The organism is Marivita sp. S6314, from assembly GCF_023015985.1.
In the GTDB taxonomy this organism is placed as follows: Bacteria; Pseudomonadota; Alphaproteobacteria; order Rhodobacterales; family Rhodobacteraceae; genus Marivita.
In genome coordinates this window covers 341,993-357,741 of the sequence record NZ_JALKAO010000001.1, presented here as the reverse complement: position 1 = coordinate 357,741, position 15,749 = coordinate 341,993, and the positions used below count along the sequence as shown (strand labels likewise).

General features: G+C 61.3%; 18 protein-coding genes. 6 read left to right on the top strand and 12 right to left on the bottom strand.

Annotated elements, in window-relative coordinates; all coding sequences use genetic code 11:
* Positions 1–64 precede the first annotated feature (64 nt).
* The 3 genes from MWU54_RS01760 to MWU54_RS01750 are packed head-to-tail and all read right to left on the bottom strand — an operon-like array spanning position 65 to position 2,055.
* Complete coding sequence (locus MWU54_RS01760; RefSeq protein ID WP_247080357.1) at positions 65–232, bottom strand: apolipoprotein acyltransferase; 168 nt, start codon at positions 230–232, stop codon at positions 65–67.
* Complete coding sequence (locus tag MWU54_RS01755; RefSeq protein WP_247080356.1) at positions 229–1,599, bottom strand: DUF2927 domain-containing protein; 1,371 nt, start codon at positions 1,597–1,599, stop codon at positions 229–231. Before MWU54_RS01755 ends, MWU54_RS01760 begins: the two co-directional genes overlap by 4 nt.
* Positions 1,600–1,602: 3 nt before the next feature.
* Positions 1,603–2,055 carry a GNAT family N-acetyltransferase gene (locus MWU54_RS01750; protein ID WP_247080354.1) on the bottom strand — a complete coding sequence of 151 codons (453 nt, stop codon included), beginning with the start codon at positions 2,053–2,055 and terminating at the stop codon, positions 1,603–1,605.
* Between the two features lie 285 nt (positions 2,056–2,340).
* Between MWU54_RS01750 and MWU54_RS01745 the strand changes: the two genes are divergently transcribed.
* Positions 2,341–3,456 (top strand): class I SAM-dependent RNA methyltransferase, encoded by a 1,116-nt coding sequence (locus tag MWU54_RS01745; RefSeq protein WP_247080353.1) that lies wholly within the window; start codon positions 2,341–2,343, stop codon positions 3,454–3,456.
* Between the two features lie 54 nt (positions 3,457–3,510).
* Here the strand turns inward: MWU54_RS01745 and MWU54_RS01740 are convergent, their stop codons facing one another.
* Positions 3,511–4,353, bottom strand: coding sequence for a MoxR family ATPase (locus MWU54_RS01740; RefSeq protein ID WP_247080352.1), 843 nt, complete (start codon positions 4,351–4,353; stop codon positions 3,511–3,513).
* Positions 4,354–4,518: 165 nt separating this feature from the next.
* Between MWU54_RS01740 and dksA the strand changes: the two genes are divergently transcribed.
* The 4 genes from dksA to MWU54_RS01720 all read left to right on the top strand — a co-directional run bounded on the left by dksA (position 4,519) and on the right by MWU54_RS01720 (position 8,253).
* Complete coding sequence (dksA, locus tag MWU54_RS01735; protein WP_247080351.1) at positions 4,519–4,941, top strand: RNA polymerase-binding protein DksA; 423 nt, start codon at positions 4,519–4,521, stop codon at positions 4,939–4,941.
* Between the two features lie 75 nt (positions 4,942–5,016).
* Positions 5,017–6,198: an FAD-dependent monooxygenase gene (locus MWU54_RS01730; RefSeq protein WP_247080350.1), complete on the top strand. Its 1,182-nt coding sequence runs from the start codon at positions 5,017–5,019 to the stop codon at positions 6,196–6,198.
* Positions 6,199–6,289: 91 nt separating this feature from the next.
* Complete coding sequence (locus MWU54_RS01725; protein WP_247080348.1) at positions 6,290–7,258, top strand: XdhC family protein; 969 nt, start codon at positions 6,290–6,292, stop codon at positions 7,256–7,258.
* Complete coding sequence (locus MWU54_RS01720) at positions 7,255–8,253, top strand: molybdopterin-binding protein (protein ID WP_247080347.1); 999 nt, start codon at positions 7,255–7,257, stop codon at positions 8,251–8,253. The genes MWU54_RS01725 and MWU54_RS01720 overlap by 4 nt, the downstream gene beginning before the upstream one ends.
* An 18-nt stretch (positions 8,254–8,271) precedes the next feature.
* Here the strand turns inward: MWU54_RS01720 and MWU54_RS01715 are convergent, their stop codons facing one another.
* Together MWU54_RS01715 and infC are read right to left on the bottom strand one after the other, a co-directional pair.
* Complete coding sequence (locus tag MWU54_RS01715; RefSeq protein WP_247080346.1) at positions 8,272–8,736, bottom strand: GNAT family N-acetyltransferase; 465 nt, start codon at positions 8,734–8,736, stop codon at positions 8,272–8,274.
* Positions 8,737–8,959: 223 nt separating this feature from the next.
* Positions 8,960–9,505: a translation initiation factor IF-3 gene (gene infC / locus MWU54_RS01710; RefSeq protein WP_348647600.1), complete on the bottom strand. Its 546-nt coding sequence runs from the start codon at positions 9,503–9,505 to the stop codon at positions 8,960–8,962.
* 204 nt (positions 9,506–9,709) lie between these two features.
* Here infC and MWU54_RS01705 point away from each other — a divergent pair, with 204 nt between their 5' ends.
* On the top strand, positions 9,710–10,642 hold the full coding sequence (locus MWU54_RS01705) for a translation initiation factor 3 (protein ID WP_247080345.1): 933 nt from the start codon (positions 9,710–9,712) through the stop codon (positions 10,640–10,642).
* Positions 10,643–10,713: 71 nt separating this feature from the next.
* On the opposite strand, the gene MWU54_RS01700 is transcribed toward MWU54_RS01705, so the two are convergent.
* From MWU54_RS01700 to cobA, 6 genes are all read right to left on the bottom strand, one after another.
* On the bottom strand, positions 10,714–11,574 hold the full coding sequence (locus tag MWU54_RS01700) for a ferredoxin--NADP reductase (RefSeq protein WP_247080344.1): 861 nt from the start codon (positions 11,572–11,574) through the stop codon (positions 10,714–10,716).
* A 123-nt stretch (positions 11,575–11,697) separates the two neighbouring features.
* A complete protein-coding gene (locus tag MWU54_RS01695) occupies positions 11,698–12,093 on the bottom strand; it encodes a DUF934 domain-containing protein (RefSeq protein ID WP_247080343.1) in 396 nt (131 codons plus the stop codon).
* On the bottom strand, positions 12,090–12,860 hold the full coding sequence (locus MWU54_RS01690) for a phosphoadenylyl-sulfate reductase (protein WP_247080342.1): 771 nt from the start codon (positions 12,858–12,860) through the stop codon (positions 12,090–12,092). The genes MWU54_RS01695 and MWU54_RS01690 overlap by 4 nt, the downstream gene beginning before the upstream one ends.
* Positions 12,860–14,533 (bottom strand): nitrite/sulfite reductase, encoded by a 1,674-nt coding sequence (locus tag MWU54_RS01685; protein WP_247080341.1) that lies wholly within the window; start codon positions 14,531–14,533, stop codon positions 12,860–12,862. Before MWU54_RS01685 ends, MWU54_RS01690 begins: the two co-directional genes overlap by 1 nt.
* On the bottom strand, positions 14,533–14,835 hold the full coding sequence (locus MWU54_RS01680) for a DUF2849 domain-containing protein (protein WP_247080340.1): 303 nt from the start codon (positions 14,833–14,835) through the stop codon (positions 14,533–14,535). Before MWU54_RS01680 ends, MWU54_RS01685 begins: the two co-directional genes overlap by 1 nt.
* The gene (gene cobA / locus MWU54_RS01675) at positions 14,835–15,608 is read right to left on the bottom strand and encodes a uroporphyrinogen-III C-methyltransferase (protein ID WP_247080339.1); all 774 of its coding nucleotides are present in this window, start codon (positions 15,606–15,608) and stop codon (positions 14,835–14,837) included. Before cobA ends, MWU54_RS01680 begins: the two co-directional genes overlap by 1 nt.
* Positions 15,609–15,749: the final 141 nt, after the last annotated feature.

Here is a 15,749-nt window from a genome sequence, read left to right as displayed (position 1 = left end):
GGGAGGCTGGCCTCCCAGCGTTTCCGTCAACGGAAACGGACGGATGCGTCGACGCATCCGGCGCTCAGGTGATAATCTTCTCGATCGCGATGGTCAGGATCAGGCCGCCAAGCGAAAACGCAATCGCGTAGACGGCACCGTATTGCCAGATATCGACCCGATTGCCGTTGCGCTTCTTGGCTGTCATCGCGCCGACAATTGCGCCGATAATCGCACCTGCTATGACGATCATATTCTGCCTCTGGCCCTGTTGAGCGGATTGAGCGCACCGATCTCACGCAGTTTGGCGCGCACCGACCAGTCCGAGCCGAACCCGTACCGTGCCCATCCCAGACTGTCCAGACGCACATCTGCCCCGGCAGAGGACCGCCCCGACAGATCCAGCGCTTCTGCGCGCAACATCAACAGGGTCGACAACAACGCCGCGTTTTCATGCCGGGCCGCAAGGTCAATCGACAAACCCGTAAGCCGCAACGCTTCGTCAGGCCGATCTTCTGTCAGGGCAAAAGCCGCCAGTTGCGACGCCACGTAAGCCCGGTGAAGGTCGGTCTGCGGCGACTGCGCGAAATAGGCGTCAGCCAACAGGAAGTGTTCCCGCGCGGCGATCGCGTCGGAGCTTTGCAGGATGCGGCCCATGGCATAATGCGTAAATCCCCTGCGGTGATCCTGCCAACCCATGGCGCTGGCGATGCTCAGCGCCTCCGAGGCGGCTGCGCGCCGGCCGGAAAACGACGCCCCGGGCCCAAGCGCGGTCTGGATCGCCTCGATCCAAGGCCGTGGCGTACGGGCGGCGCGGCGGGCCGGGCGATTTTCGCCAGCCGGATTGAGCTGGGCGAGAATGCCGGGAATGCGGTCCATCACCTGTGCCCGGGACATGCCGTTTTGCAACGCGGGGTGATAATAGGCGCGCAGCACCAGCATATCGTACCCGGTCAGAACCGTGTGCACGTTGTCATCGTTAAACACGGAATTCGGCAGGCGGTAGAGATCGTTGAGCGGGCCAAGCGCCTGCGCCAGTTCTTCGTGCAGGCAATCGCGCGCCTCTTGCGGGCTGGAATCATTCGGCAGGAAGATCGCCAGCCGGGTGCGGTCGGTGATCCGGCCCCAGTTCACCCGGTTGGAGCGCCGCATCTTGCGGTATTCGGACAAGGTCGACACGTTTGGCACCACGAAGCAGGCGGCCTGCGGCAGAAAGCGCTGGATTTCCGCCCGGCTGACTGCGTTGATCGTGATATTGGCGCTTTTGTCCGTGGTTGCGGTGATGTCGATCCCGGCCTCGGTGCGCAGGCGGTGCAGCAATCGGTTCAAATCGCTGGGCACGGAGCTTTGGGCGTCGCCAATCAACCGTACCGTGATCGGGCCTTCGAAACGGGTGAACACATCCAGCGACCGACCGGATTCCAACCCCATGGCCAGATCCATGAAATCACGTGCCAGATCAATGTTCGACGCCTGAACCGGTTGCGGGCGCGGCACCGAAAAGATCTTCATCGGGGGCAGGGAGTTGTCCACGAAAGCCGCGCGAGTCGCGGGTTCGGACTGCGACAGCGGCATGCAGGCACCAAGAAACAGATAAATAGGCAACAGTAACCGACGCATGCTTCAGCCCCGCTGGTACTTGATAAAAGGCGTCAGGACAGCGATGCGATCGTATAGTGTGCGGGCGGTGGCGTTGAAATCCTGTGTCAGCCAGTAAACCGACGGCGCGCCGGCCGCGTCTGCGTTGGCATAGACGGCTTCGATCAGCGCACGGCCAACCCCCAGACCGCGGGCGTCTTCGGCCGCGTACAGGTCTTGCAGGTAACAGACGTTTTCGATTTTCCAGCAATGGCGATGGAACAGGTAATGCGTGAGCCCAACGAGCCTGCCATCCTTTTCAGCCACGAGGCCGGTGAAGTCCTGAGGATCATCCCCAAGCAGCCGGGCAAAGGTGCTTTCGTAAACGGCATCGGGCACTGACGATTCATAGAATGTCAGATACCCGCGCCACAACGCGGACCACGAGTCGTAATCGGTCGCGCGCAAAAAGCGCACGTTAAGGTCGGTTTGGGACACGTATGAAGCCTGCCTGCTTGATGCGGATGCTTTATGCTCCGCGGTTTTTTTGTCCTCTGTAAGGACAACTTACGGCGAAAGCGCGGCGTTAACCTAGTGCGAACGAATCAGAGCGAATCATTTTTTCGAATCGATGGGCGATCTGCGGTAAAAGTGTTAAGTTTCAGACGTTTAAGGTGTGCAAAGGGGCAACAGTCGGGAACGGGGCGCGGTTGCGGCAACAGCATGTCCGCCCAGCATTGCGATCTGTTCGCGTCTTGTTTCAATTCGCGGTAAAGGGTTGGCATGACAGCATCTGACCCGATCGAGATTTTTTTGTCCGGCACGCCCGGCCTAGAGCCGCTCCTGCGCGACGAAGCGCAAGAGCAGGGGTTTCGCAACCCGCAGGTTGTGCCCGGTGGCGTGACGCTTGCGGGCGATTGGGCCGAGGTGTGGCGTGCCAATCTGGTGTTGCGCGGGCCGGGACGGGTGCTGGCACGCGTGGCGCGATTCCGGGCGATGCATCTGGCACAGCTGGACAAGCGGTCGCGCAAGGTGGCATGGACCAAGCTTCTGCGCCCCGATGTGCCTTACCGGGTCGAGGCCACGTGCAAGAAATCTCGGATTTATCATGCGGGTGCCGCCGCGCAGCGGGTGCAGACCGCAATCGAGGATGCGTTGGGCCGGTCGCCTACCGAAAAAGCCATGCTGGTGGTGCGGGTCCGTCTGGAAGACGATTTGTGCGAGATCAGTCTGGACACATCCGGTGCGCCGTTGCACCGGCGCGGCCACAAGCAAGCGGTTGGCAAAGCCCCGATGCGCGAAACGTTGGCCGCCTTGTTCTTGCGGGCCTGTGGGTATGACGGCACGCAGCCCTTGGTAGACCCCATGTGCGGTTCCGGAACATTTGTCATCGAGGCCGCGGAACGCGCGTTGGGGCTGGCCCCCGGTCGGGCGCGCGACTTTGGGTTCGAACATCTTGCGAGTTTTGATGCGGCGCGCTGGACCGATGTCCGGGATCAGGTGCCGCCGTCGCAGAGCACGCAGACGCGGTGTTACGGCTTCGATCGTGATGCGGGGGCGATTGCAAATGCGGTGGCCAATGCGGACCGGGCAGGGGTGTCGGCGATCACCCGTTTTGCGCATCAGGCCGTTGCCGATTTGCAGCCGCCGGACGGCCCTCCGGGACTTGTGTTGACCAACCCGCCATACGGAGCGCGGATCGGAAATCGTAAATTGCTGTTCGCGCTGTATGGAACCTTTGGCACCGTGATGGCCGAACGGTTCAAAGGCTGGCGCGTCGGAATTGTCACCTCTGACAAAGGCCTGGCCCGGGCAACCGGTTTGAAGTTCCGCAGTGTCAGCGCCCCGATTCCGCATGGCGGGTTGAAGGTACAGTTGTTTCAAACCGGACCGCTGTGATCCGAAGGCGTTTGCGTCGACGCAAACGGTCCGATGCGTTCACGCATCGGCCCCCTAGCGCCGTTCACGGCGTGCCATGAAGGCCAGCCGTTCGAACATATGCACGTCCTGTTCGTTCTTCAAAAGCGCGCCATGCAGCTTGGGCAACGCATTTGCGCCATCGCGCTTGAGGTCCTCGGGCGTCATGTCTTCGGCCAGAAGCAGCTTCAGCCAATCCAGCACTTCAGAGGTCGACGGCTTTTTCTTCAGCCCCGGCTGTTCGCGCAGGTCGTAGAACTGGGTCAGGGCGGTGGTCAGAAGGGCTTCCTTGATACCGGGGTGATGCACCTCGACGATCTGGCGCAGCGTGTCGGGGTCGGGGAACCGGATATAGTGAAAGAAACACCGCCGCAGGAAGGCGTCCGGCAGTTCCTTTTCGTTGTTTGACGTGATGATCACAATCGGCCGGTGCCGTGCCGTCACCGTTTCGCCGGTTTCGTAGACGTGGAACGCCATCTTATCGAGCTCTTGCAGCAGGTCGTTCGGGAACTCGATATCCGCCTTGTCGACCTCATCAATCAGCAGGACAACTTTTTCATCCGCCTCGAAGGCCTGCCAGAGCTTGCCCTTGCGGATATAGTTGGACACATCGTTGACACGTTCGTCGCCCAGTTGACTGTCGCGCAGGCGGCTGACGGCATCGTATTCATACAGGCCCTGCTGGGCTTTGGTGGTGGATTTGATGTTCCACACGATCATCCGCAGACCCAGGCCTTCGGCAATCTGGCGGGCCAGTTCGGTCTTGCCGGTGCCGGGTTCGCCTTTCACCAGAAGCGGACGTTCCAGCGTCACCGCCGCATTGACCGCAATGGTGAGATCGTCCGTGGCAACGTAGTTTTTGGTTCCTTCGAATCGCATCTTTTCTGGTCTCACCTGGGTTTGTTCTGGCTCAAGGTTTTCACTGATTTGTGCTGCTATTCTCTAGTGACAACCCCGGGGCCTTCCGTTAAGTCGTGCGCGTAGGGGTGCCAGATATCTAAAGGAAATTCCATGGCAGATGCTGGCTTCAACAAGGGGACCAAGATGAAAGCAGAAACTTTCCTGCCCGAAGACTATAAACCCGCAGAGGATGAGCCATTCATGAACGACCGCCAGGTAGAGTGGTTTCGTCGTGAACTGCTTGAGCAACGCAGCGAGCTTTTGAGCGACAGTAAATCCACGATTGCCGGTTTGCAGGATGGCACACGCAATATTCCGGATGTGGCAGATCGCGCGTCCGAGGAAACCGACCGCGCGCTTGAGTTGCGGATCCGGGATCGCCAGCGCAAGCTGGTGGCCAAGATTGACGCCGCGTTGCGCCGGATTGACGAAGGCGAATTCGGGTATTGTCAGGCAACTGGCGAGCCGATTTCGCTCAAGCGTCTTGTGGCCCGTCCGACCACAACCCTGAGCCTTGAGGCGCAGGAAAAGCACGAGCGCCGCGAGAAAGTGCACCGCGACGACTGACATGCGGGTGGTGATGATTTCCCAAGCGCGTCGGGGCGAAAGCTCTGGCGCGCTTTTTCATTCGGGGGTGGCATCTTGGATCTGAGTTCACTGAACGTGACGATTATCGGCGGTGGCATTGGCGGGTTGGCCTGTGCCCTGGCCTTGGGGCAGCACGGGGCCGACGTGACGGTGCTGGAACAGGCCGAAGAGATCACCGAGGTCGGGGCCGGACTTCAGATTTCGCCCAACGGCTTGCGTGTCATCGACGCCTTGGGGTTACGTGATGCGCTGGCGGCACAATCGGTGCGCGGGCAGGCGGTGTCGCTGCGCAATGGTGAAACCGGGGCCGAGGTCGCGCGACTGGATCTGACCCGACTGGGCGAAAACCAATCCTACCTCTTTGTACATCGTGCCGATCTGATTGACCTGTTGTCCAAAACCGCCCGCGCGCGCGGCATTGGCATTCGCTTGCTGCAAAAGGCAACCGGCGTTCATCCCGGAGACCGTCCACGGATCGACATGGCCAATGGGGATCACCGCGATGCGGATGTGGTGATCGGGGCAGACGGATTGCATTCGGTGGTCCGGCCTCATGTCACGCGCACGAAAGCCCCGTTTTTCACCGGCCAGGTTGCGTGGCGCGCCATCGTGCCGAACACCACCGGTCATCCGCCACACGCGCGGGTTCACATGGGACCGGGGCGACATATGGTGACGTATCCGTTGCGCGACGGCGCATCCCTGAACGTGGTGGCTGTGGAAGAACGGCGCGACTGGACTGCCGAAGGCTGGTCGCAGACGGATGATCCAAACACCCTGCGCGCGGCTTTTGCAGGGTTTGACGCCGAGGTGCACCAGATCCTGTCGCAGGCGAAGGCACCGGGCGTCTGGGGTCTGTTCCGACATCCTGTCGCCGACCGATGGTTTGCACCGGGCGTTGCGCTTTTGGGGGATGCGGCGCACCCGACGCTGCCGTTTCTGGCGCAGGGGGCCAATATGGCGCTGGAGGATGCGTGGGTGCTGGCGGATTCGCTGGCGCATGCGGTGACGGTGGATGCTGCGCTTGAGGCGTATCAGATCCGACGCAAGGGCCGGGTGCGGCGTGTGATCAATGCGGCCAGCCGCAATGCGCGCAATTATCACCTGTCGCCGGGGCCTGTCCGGTTTGCCGCCCATACGGCGCTTGGCTTGCTCAGCACCTATGCGCCGGGGCGGATGCTGGGACGGTTTGACTGGCTCTACCGATACGACGTCACGCGCGAACGGCGCGGTTAGGCGCAAGACCTCGGACATACAACCAACGCAGGGGGCGACTTCGCCACCCGGCGTGATAGGCTTGCGGCAACGTTGTGAGGAGATCACCCAAATGGAGCGCTTTGACACCTGCCCGGAGACGGCCCTCGACTGGCACCGCGCTGGCAAAGGGGCCGTGCTGGCGACGGTGATCGAAACCTGGGGCAGCGCGCCGCGCCGTGTCGGATCGCAACTGGCGATTTCAGGCAGCGGCGAAATCGTGGGCTCCGTATCGGGCGGCTGTGTCGAGGGGGCGGTGATCGTCGAGGCGATGGACGCCCTGGAAGACGGCGGCGCGCGCGAACTGGAATTTGGTGTCAGCGATGACGACGCCTTTGCCGTTGGGCTGGCCTGTGGCGGCACGATCCGCGTTCTGGTGGAACCGGTTGGGTCCGTCCTGCCCGAGCCCTTGCTGGCGGACCTGGTGGCGCATCGCCGGGCGCGACGGCGGGTGGCCTATGTGGCCGATTTGGTCACCGGCTCGCGCGCCTTGACCGAGCAGGGACATGACATCGCCTTTCGGATGGATCGGTCCGGGTTTGTCAATGACAGCCGGACGTTCGTGGCCATTCACAATCCACCGCTGCGCCTGATCGTCGTGGGGGCGGTTCATATTGCCCAGGCCTTGATCCCGATGGCCCGGATCGCGGGCTATGATCCAACGCTGATTGATCCGCGCGAGACGTTCGGCTCTGACAGTCGCTTTCCCGGGGAGACCATTCTGCACGATTGGCCGGACGAGGCGATCGCAAAGCTTGGGCTGGATGCCCGGACCGCGCTTGTTCTGCTGACCCATGATCCCAAACTGGATGACCCGGCGCTCGAACAGGCTTTGCGGGCAGAGTGTTTCTATATCGGCGCGCTGGGGTCCAAGCGGACGCACGCCAAACGGGTCGAACGGTTGCAAGCGTCGGGGTTTTCCGAGACCGAGATTACTCGGATCCACGGTCCAATCGGCTTGGATATTGGTGCGGCAGGTCCGGCAGAGATTGCCGTCTCCATCCTGTCGGAAATGACACATGTCTTGCGGAAGGGCGTATGAAATTCGGCCCCGTTCCCGTTGACGCGGCAGAAGGTGCCATCCTGGCGCATTCGGTTGCCTTGCCCAAGGGGCGTTTGCGCAAGGGCGTGACGCTGGACCGCGCCGCGCTTGAGACGTTGCGGGCCAATGGGATCGTTGATGTGACGGTTGCACAGCTAGAGGCCGGGGACGTGCACGAAGACGCTGCGGCGGCGCAACTGGCAGAGGCGCTGGTGCCAGACCCGGATGCGGTGGGGTTGCGGGTTGCGTCCGCGAGCACCGGGCGCGTCAACATCTATGCCACGCAAAACGGTGTCGCAGAGGTGGACGCCGACAAGATCAACGCGGTGAATGCCGTGCATCCAATGATCACCGTGGCGACGGTGCCGCAATGGCACCGCATGGCCGCGCGCGGGATGGTCGCGACCGTCAAGATCATCGCCTATGCCGCGCCCAGTGACGCGCTGGCACAGGCCTGTAGCGCAGGCGCGCAGGGCCTTGCACTCAGACCCGTGACACACAGGCGCGCGCTGTTGATTCAAACCAGCGTGGGCGACCGGGATGACGGGACCAAGGCCCAGCGGATCATGGCGATGCGTTTTGACCGCATGGGGGTGGCGCTTGGCCCGCAGACGATCGTGCCGCACCGCATTGCCGCGCTGAAAGACGCGTTGATCGCCGCTCGTGGGTCTTACGATATTCTGTGTGTGCTGACCGGGTCTGCCACGTCGGACCTGTACGATGTCGCGCCCGAAGCGCTGCGCGCGGCGGGCGGGCAGGTGGCGCATTTCGGCATGCCGGTCGATCCGGGCAACCTTCTTTTTTGGGGGCAACTGGGGACGGTGCCTGTCATCGGCCTGCCCGGATGCGCCCGATCCCCCGCAATCAACGGCGCGGACTGGGTGTTGGAGCGGATCTTGTGCTCTGTTCCCGTCACGTCTGATGACGTGATGCGCATGGGCGTCGGTGGTCTATTGAAAGAACCACCGTCCCGCCCAACGCCGCGCGAAGGGTGATCCGCGCGGCGGGCCATGTCAGAGCGCTTTGCGAAACGTGATCTTGTCGTCGCCCTTGGCCCAGAAATCCCGTATGCGGGCCTCTTCTTGATATCCGCAGGCCGCATAGAACGCGCGGGCGATTGTGAATGCGTCAGTTCCGGACGTGTCCACAATCAGCAAGCGCTGGTCTGATTTCCGAAGGGCAGTTTCAAGATCCTGTACGATGCACCGTGCGACGCCGGATCTTTGGTGATCTGGATGCACCGCCAACGCGCGCATGTTCCAGGTCCGGTCTGCGTGATCTTCGGGTGTGGCAAAGGCAAAACCAGCAAGCCGATCACCGGACCGCGCGGCGATCCAAAGATGGCCGTCGGCATTGTTCCAGAACGGTTCCATCATCTCAGGCAGATATTCCGACGGGAAAAGCCCGGTGTGATCAACGATAGCTTGCAGTGCGGTAAGATCCGCCCGGGATGGGGGAAAGGTGTCATGTGTGGTCATGTGACTGTCCTGATCATAGGAATGGTTTCAAAGCCGCATCCGGCTTTGACTGAGAAATCCTTCTCGGTTCTCGTGAGAGAACATGCGGGTTTCCGCAGTGGGAGCTACCAAACTCGATGCCGGCCAAAGGCCGCGCGTTGCCCGGATACGGTATCGCTTGCGTCCAGCCAACAAAAAACGGCCCACACCGGGGCCGTTTGTCGAAATCAAATAGGGCATATGCCTATTTGGGAAGCGGGCCGATCATCATGACCATCTGGCGGCCTTCCATTTTCGGCATGTTTTCGACCTTGCCATGGTCCTTGGTATCCTCGGCGATCCGCTCCAGAAGCTCGCGACCAAGATTTTGGTGCGCCATCTCGCGTCCCCGGAACCGCAGGGTCACTTTCACCTTGTCGCCGTTTTCCAGGAACTTGAAAACGTTGCGCATTTTCACTTCGTAGTCATGGGTGTCAGTGCCCGGTCTGAACTTGACCTCTTTGACCTCAATGATCTTCTGCTTTTTGCGCGCTTCGGATTCACGTTTCTGCTGTTCGTATTTGAACTTGCCAAAATCCATGATCTTCACGACCGGCGGATTGGCATTTGGCGAGATCTCAACAAGATCAAGACCGGCCTCTTCGGCAAGCTGCATGCCGCGTTCAGGCGTCACGACGCCGACATTTTCACCGTCTGCACCAATAAGGCGGATTTCGGCTGACCGGATACGGTCGTTGACGCGGGGGCCGGTGTCGCGCTGTGGAGGCGCGTTATGTGGTCTGCGGGCTATGGGATTGCTCCTTTAATGCAATTCAAATCAGGGGTGTAAAGTAGACGTCATACCGTCCCACTTCAAGCAGCTTTTCGGCGGAAAGGGGCCGATACGTGGCGGTTTCCCCCTTGATGCGCGGAAGAATAGTTCGCACATGCAGCATAGACGCCCGCTCTGTACGGGACGGGCGGGAAAAAGAAAAACAAGGGGGTCTTTGATCCAATGAAAAACCTGATCATTCTGGCAGTTGTCGCCGCCATTGGTATCGGTGTGTGGCTGTTTACGCAAAATTCGACACCAGAGGTGGCAGAACCGGTGGTCGCACCCACGGCAGAGCCGATTGAAGAGGCGACTGAGGCGGCTGACGCGCCAGTCGAAGACGCTGTGGAAGAGGCGGAAACGGCCGTAGAAACGGCGGAAGACGCCGTCACCGAAACCGTGGAAGGCGTGACCGAAGCGGTCGAAGACGCGGTCAACGAGGCCGCAGAAGCTGCTGATACAGCGGTCGAAAACGCCACCGAAGCCGCGAACACGCTGGCGGAAGAGGCCGAAACAGCCGTGGAAGACGCGGTAAACGCGGTGAACGAAGCGGCCGAGTCCGCGGTGGATGCGGTCAACGATGCCGTGGATACCGTCACTGGCGCGGCGGACGAGGCCAGCGCTGCGGGCGAAAACGCGGTCGAGGCGGCAGAAGACGCCGCGTCTGACACGGCTCAGGCGGTGGAAGAGACCGCGAGCGATGCCGCAACCGTCGTCGAGGACACTGCATCTGACGTCACCGAAGCGGCAGAAGAAACTGCGACGGAAGCTACTGACGCGATCGAGGACACCGCGACTGAGGCAGCCGACACGGCGACCGAAGCCGCAGAGACAGCAACCGAAGCCGCCGAAGACAAGGCGGCCGAGGCGGCTGATACGGCAACCGAGGCAGCCGAGGCGACCGGTGATGCGGCCTCCGATGCAGCGGCCAACATCACCGATTTGCTGACAGTGGACGGTTTCGATTTCGACAAGGTCATCGAGTATGTCGACAATTCAGAGCTGTCGACACTTGTGAAAACCACAACCAAGGCAGCACTGGAGCAAGCGCGCGACAATCCGGACGTGCTGCAAGGTGTGCTTGAAACGCTTCGCGGTCAGCTTGGGTTGGAATAACCCGTCACATAAAACAACAAAGGCCGCGCAGATCATTCTGCGCGGCCTTTTTTTGTTGAAATAACGGTTATTTAATCCAGGAACGCTTTTTCCACCACGTATTGCTGCGGGTCTGAGTTGGCACCTTCATTGAGGCCATACCCTTCGAGCATGTCCTTGATTTCAAGGTTGAACGCGAGGTTGCCGCAGACCATGGCGCGGTCTGTTTCCGGGCAAAGCTCTGGCACGCCGAGGTCCTTGAAGCATTCTCCGCTGCGCATCAGATCGGTGATGCGGCCCATCTTGGGGCTGTCTTCGCGGGTGGTTGTTGGATAGTAGCGCAACTTGTCGTGGAAGCCGTCGCCCATCAGCTCCGCAAGCAATTCGTCGGTGCGGATGTTGTCGATCAGGTCTTTGCCGTATTGCAGTTCCCCCACTTCGCGGCAGGTGTGGGTCAGGATGACCTCCTCGTAATCCTCGTAGGTTTGCGGGTCGCGCAGGAGCGATGCGAAGGGCGCAATCCCGGTGCCGGTTGCAAACAGCCAGAGCCGTTTGCCGGGCAGCAGCGCGTCATGCACCAGCGTGCCCACGGGTTTGGGGCGCAGGATGATCTCGTCCCCCGGCTGGATATGTTGCAGGCGCGACGTGAGCGGGCCGTCCTGGACCTTGATCGAATAGAACTCCAGTTCCTCGTCCCAGCTTGGCGACGCGATGGAATAGGCGCGCAGGAGCGGCTTTTCGCGGCCCGTCTTTTCATCCGTTTGCATCAGGCCAATCATGACAAATTCACCGGACCGGAACCGCAAAGAGGCCGGGCGTGTCACACGGAAGCTGAACAAACGGTCGGTCCAATGTGTGACCGATGTCACGGTTTGCGCGTCCGGGACGGCAAGTTTGCGTGCGGAGGGCGCTTTGGTGGCGGTCGCTTGGGTCACGGGGCTTAACTCTGTCATGTTGCGTTGCCGGTTGGTGTAAACCGGTCCCTTACATCTATCTTTGATTTGAATCATGCGAAAGCCGGGCCTTTGAAACGGTCAGTGGCCCGGTGTCGCAGCGGTGATTGCGGTGTACCTGCGTCAGGCCGCAAGGCCGCGCAGGCGGGATTGGTAATCGTGGTCCTGCCAATTGGCGCGGGCCAGCCATTGGGCCTCGGGTTGGCGCGCGGCAAGGACATCGTCGATTTCCACATCGTCAAAACCCGACCGGCGGGCCATGGCGTATTGATCGGCGATCACATGCCCCCTGGCGCGCAAATGGCCCTGAAAGCCGTGCTGGCGGATCAACCGGGCCAGGGTAAAGCCGCGACCATCGGCAAAACTTGGGAAATCAACGCGGACCAGTTCCATGCCGTGCAAGAGGTCGGACAGTTTGGCCGGATCAGTGTCCGATGTGAGGTCGATGATGTGATCCGATGGGATCCACTGCGCCGGGTCTTCGGTCAGAAAGCCTGTGTCATTGATCAGTTGGGTCATGTCGGTGCGCCTTTCGTGACGGGTGTTGTGTGCAATCCGCATTCGATTTTTTCCATGCCGCGCCAACGGCCTGCGCGGCTGTCTTCATCTGCGGTGACAGGCGATGTGCAGGGCGCGCAGCCGATGGACGGGTATCCTTGGGCGACCAGCGGATGGCGCGGCAAGTCGTGCGTGTCGAGATGCGCCGCGATGCGCGACGGCTTCCAGTCGATCAGCGGATTGATCTTGATGCGGGCTGTGCCGTCGTCGAGGTCGAAGTAATGCAGCCCTTCGCGCGTTTTGGCCTGATGCCGTTTGCGGCCTGTGATCCAGGCGTCATAGCCGACCAGCGCGGCGTTCAGCACGGTGGTCTTGCGCAAGGTGCAGCAGGCGTCGGGGTCTGAAAACCGCAGCGCGCCGTACGGATCGTACGCTTGAACCGTACGGGGGGCGGCGCGGATCGTCTGCACATTGCTCAAGCCCAAATGCGCCGAAAGCTCTTGCTGGTAGCGGAGCGTTTCGGGAAACAAGAGCGCCGTGTCGATGAAAAGCACCGGAACGGATCGGTCGATCTGGGCGATCAGGTGCAGCAAAACGGCAGAGTCCGCGCCAAAACTGGACACCATCGCGATGCGATCAAAGATACCGCGCGTCAGCACCGCCTCAAGAAAGTAGGACGTGCCGAAATGGCGGAACTGCGCATTGAGCGCCGCCACGCGGCCGCGGGCCTCTTCCTGCTTGGTCAGCGATGGCGCGGTGGCCGTGGTTTTGGACGTAAGCTGTAGCATCACGCGGCCTTGGCGCGTTTTTCGGCTTCGCCATAAAGCGCGGTCTTGAACGGGGTCATGCCGACACGGCGGAAGGTGTCGATGAAGGTTTCGTCGGCGTCGGTGCGTTCCGACAGATAGGTGTCCACGATCCGTTCCACCGCCGGGACAATCTCGTCATAGGCAAAGCCCGGCCCGGTGCGCTGGCCCACTTGTGCGGTCTCTGTGTGGTCGCCACCCAGCGTGATCTGGTAGTTCTCCACGCCTGCACGGTCGAGACCAAGGATGCCGATATGGCCGACATGGTGGTGCCCGCAGGCGTTGATGCAGCCCGAGATCTTGATCTTGAGATCGCCAATGTCGTTTTCGAGTTTCAACTCATTATACCGCGTGGCGATTTCCTGTGCCACCGGGATCGACCGGGCGGTCGCCAGCGCGCAGTAATCCATGCCGGGGCAGGCGATGATGTCGCTGATCTTGCCGATATTGGCGGTGGCGAGGCCCAGCGTCTTCAGGGCGGCATGCACGGCGGGCAGGTCGGCCTTGTGCACATGCGGCAGGACGATGTTCTGTTCGTGGCTGACGCGCAGTTCGTCATGGCCGTATTGCGCGGCAAGGTCCGCCATGAGGCGCATCTGGTCCGACGTGGCATCGCCCGGTGTCGCGCCATGCGCCTTGAGGCTGATCTGCGCGATGGCATAGCCGGGGGCGCGATGTGCGTTGACGTTGCTGTCGACCCAGGCGCGGAAGACGGGATCGTTGGCGTAGGACAGATCGAACGGGCCAGTGTCACGGGTAGAGAATGCGGGTGGTGCGAAGTCGGCCTTGATGCCTGCGTAAAGCTGCTGGTCGATCCCGGTGAAGGCCGATTTGAGAAGGGCAAAGCGTTCTTCCACCCGCGCGCGGATGTCGTCCAGCCCATGTTCATGCACCGTGATCTTGATCCGGCTCTTATATTTGTTGTCGCGACGGCCCAGCAGGTTCCAGACGCTGACGATGGCTTCAAGATAAGGCAGTAGATCAGCTTCGGGCAGGAAGCTATTGATAATCTTTCCAATCATCGGCGTTCGGCCAAGGCCGCCGCCAACGATGACTTCGAAACCAGCGTCGCCCGCATCGTTGCGCACCATGCGCAGTCCGATGTCATGCGCCTTGGTCACCGCGCGGTCATTGGGGGAGCCTGTCACGGCCACCTTGAACTTGCGCGGCAGGAATTGGAATTCGGGGTGGTCGGTGGACCACTGCCGGATCAACTCGGCCACGGGGCGTGGGTCGGCAATTTCATCCGCTGCGGCGCCCGCGAAATGGTCTGCCGTCACGTTGCGGATCGTGTTGCCGGAGGTCTGGATCGCGTGCATCTGCACCTCGGCCAGCGCATCAAGCATATCCGGCACGTCGCGCAGTTTGGGCCAGTTGAACTGGATGTTCTGGCGCGTGGTGAAGTGGCCATAACCCTTGTCCCAGCGGTCCGCGATCATCGCCAGCTGACGCATCTGGGCACTATTGAGCGTGCCATAGGGAACCGCGACGCGCAGCATGTAGGCGTGCAGTTGCAGATAGAGGCCGTTCATCAGGCGCAGCGGCTTGAATTCGTCCTCGGTCAGGCTGCCGTCGATGCGGCGTTCGACCTGCGCGCGGAATTGGGCGTTGCGTTCGGCGACGAAGGCCGTGTCGAAATCGGTGTAGCGGTACATCAGAGCGCCTCCACTTGTTTGCCATGGGCATAGTTGGACGGGCCGCGCGTGCGGAAATCCTCGCGGAAATGCGTGGGCTTGGGGCCTGCATCGGTGGTGGCGACATCGGCCAAGTAGACCCCGACCACTTCGGACGCGCGCGCGCTGGCGTCGATCAGGCGGATTTGCGCATCGGCTTCGTCGGTCAGGACTTTGGCATCGCTCAGGCGGCGTGACCATTCATCCCTAGCGGTCAGGTAGACAACATCGCCTTCAAGAAGCGCGTTCGCGGTCACAACTTTCGGGGTAAATTTCGCAGGCATCAGATCATCTCCTGTGCGGCGGGTAGGGCGGCTTCGGCAGAACGTGGCGCAAGGCCGTACATCAAAAGCGCAGGGCCCGTGATGTCGGCCCCGGCAAGGCGCTGGGGCAGGGTTGCCAGCGTGGCTTCGACGATGCGCTGGTCCGGGCGTGACGCGTTTTCGACGATTGTAACCGGTGTTCCGGGCTGTGCGCCGTGCATCAGCAGTCGGCCCTGAATGAAGCGCGCGGCTTTCTTGCCCATGTAGATCGCGGCCACTTCGCCCGCTGCGGCCAGATCGCGCCAGTCGTGGTCTGCATAGCCCTGCATGTCGTGACCGGTGACAAACCGCACCGCCGTGTTGCGCCCGCGTTTGGTGAGCGATTGGCCCAGTGCCGCCACGGCCGCAGAGGCCGAGGTCAGGCCGGGCACGATGGTGAAATCGAGACCCGCATCCGTCAGCGCGTCAAGCTCTTCGTCCAGACGGCCAAAGACGGTGGGGTCCCCGGATTTGAGACGCACAACGCGCGCGCCTTGCCGCGCCTCTTCGATGATCATCGTGTTGATCATGTCTTGCGTGACCGAGGGACCGAACCCTTCTTTCCCGGCGTTGCGCAAACGGGTCTGCGGGCCGACCAATGACAGGATCTCTGCGCTGACCAAACGGTCATGGATCACCACGTCTGCGGTTTGAAGCGCGCGCAGGGCCTTGAGTGTCAAAAGGTCGGGATCACCGGGGCCAGAGCCGACAAATGCAACCGGATGAAGGGATGGCTGTTGAAGGGGCGTCTGCATCGGGTGTCCTTTGGGTCGCGTTTCTTGCCTCTAAAATAGAATTTTGTTCTGGTATTCCGCCAGTCCCTTGCGGAAATAAGGAAATTTGTTCTATCACACGCAGGTCTTGGGATGTTTGATCCCGAAAAACGGCAAAAGGCG

Bases quoted from the DNA above. Each gene is read 5' to 3' on its own strand.
- MWU54_RS01760 (WP_247080357.1), bottom strand. From the start codon at position 232: ATGATCGTCATAGCAGGTGCGATTATCGGCGCAATTGTCGGCGCGATG.
- MWU54_RS01755 (WP_247080356.1), bottom strand. From the start codon at position 1,599: ATGCGTCGGTTACTGTTGCCTATTTATCTGTTTCTTGGTGCCTGCATG.
- MWU54_RS01745 (WP_247080353.1), top strand. From the start codon at position 2,341: ATGACAGCATCTGACCCGATCGAGATTTTTTTGTCCGGCACGCCCGGC.
- MWU54_RS01740 (WP_247080352.1), bottom strand. From the start codon at position 4,353: ATGCGATTCGAAGGAACCAAAAACTACGTTGCCACGGACGATCTCACC.
- dksA (WP_247080351.1), top strand. From the start codon at position 4,519: ATGAAAGCAGAAACTTTCCTGCCCGAAGACTATAAACCCGCAGAGGAT.
- MWU54_RS01725 (WP_247080348.1), top strand. From the start codon at position 6,290: ATGGAGCGCTTTGACACCTGCCCGGAGACGGCCCTCGACTGGCACCGC.
- MWU54_RS01720 (WP_247080347.1), top strand. From the start codon at position 7,255: ATGAAATTCGGCCCCGTTCCCGTTGACGCGGCAGAAGGTGCCATCCTG.
- MWU54_RS01715 (WP_247080346.1), bottom strand. From the start codon at position 8,736: ATGACCACACATGACACCTTTCCCCCATCCCGGGCGGATCTTACCGCA.
- MWU54_RS01705 (WP_247080345.1), top strand. From the start codon at position 9,710: ATGAAAAACCTGATCATTCTGGCAGTTGTCGCCGCCATTGGTATCGGT.
- MWU54_RS01700 (WP_247080344.1), bottom strand. From the start codon at position 11,574: ATGACAGAGTTAAGCCCCGTGACCCAAGCGACCGCCACCAAAGCGCCC.
- MWU54_RS01695 (WP_247080343.1), bottom strand. From the start codon at position 12,093: ATGACCCAACTGATCAATGACACAGGCTTTCTGACCGAAGACCCGGCG.
- MWU54_RS01690 (WP_247080342.1), bottom strand. From the start codon at position 12,860: ATGCTACAGCTTACGTCCAAAACCACGGCCACCGCGCCATCGCTGACC.
- MWU54_RS01685 (WP_247080341.1), bottom strand. From the start codon at position 14,533: ATGTACCGCTACACCGATTTCGACACGGCCTTCGTCGCCGAACGCAAC.
- MWU54_RS01680 (WP_247080340.1), bottom strand. From the start codon at position 14,835: ATGCCTGCGAAATTTACCCCGAAAGTTGTGACCGCGAACGCGCTTCTT.
- cobA (WP_247080339.1), bottom strand. From the start codon at position 15,608: ATGCAGACGCCCCTTCAACAGCCATCCCTTCATCCGGTTGCATTTGTC.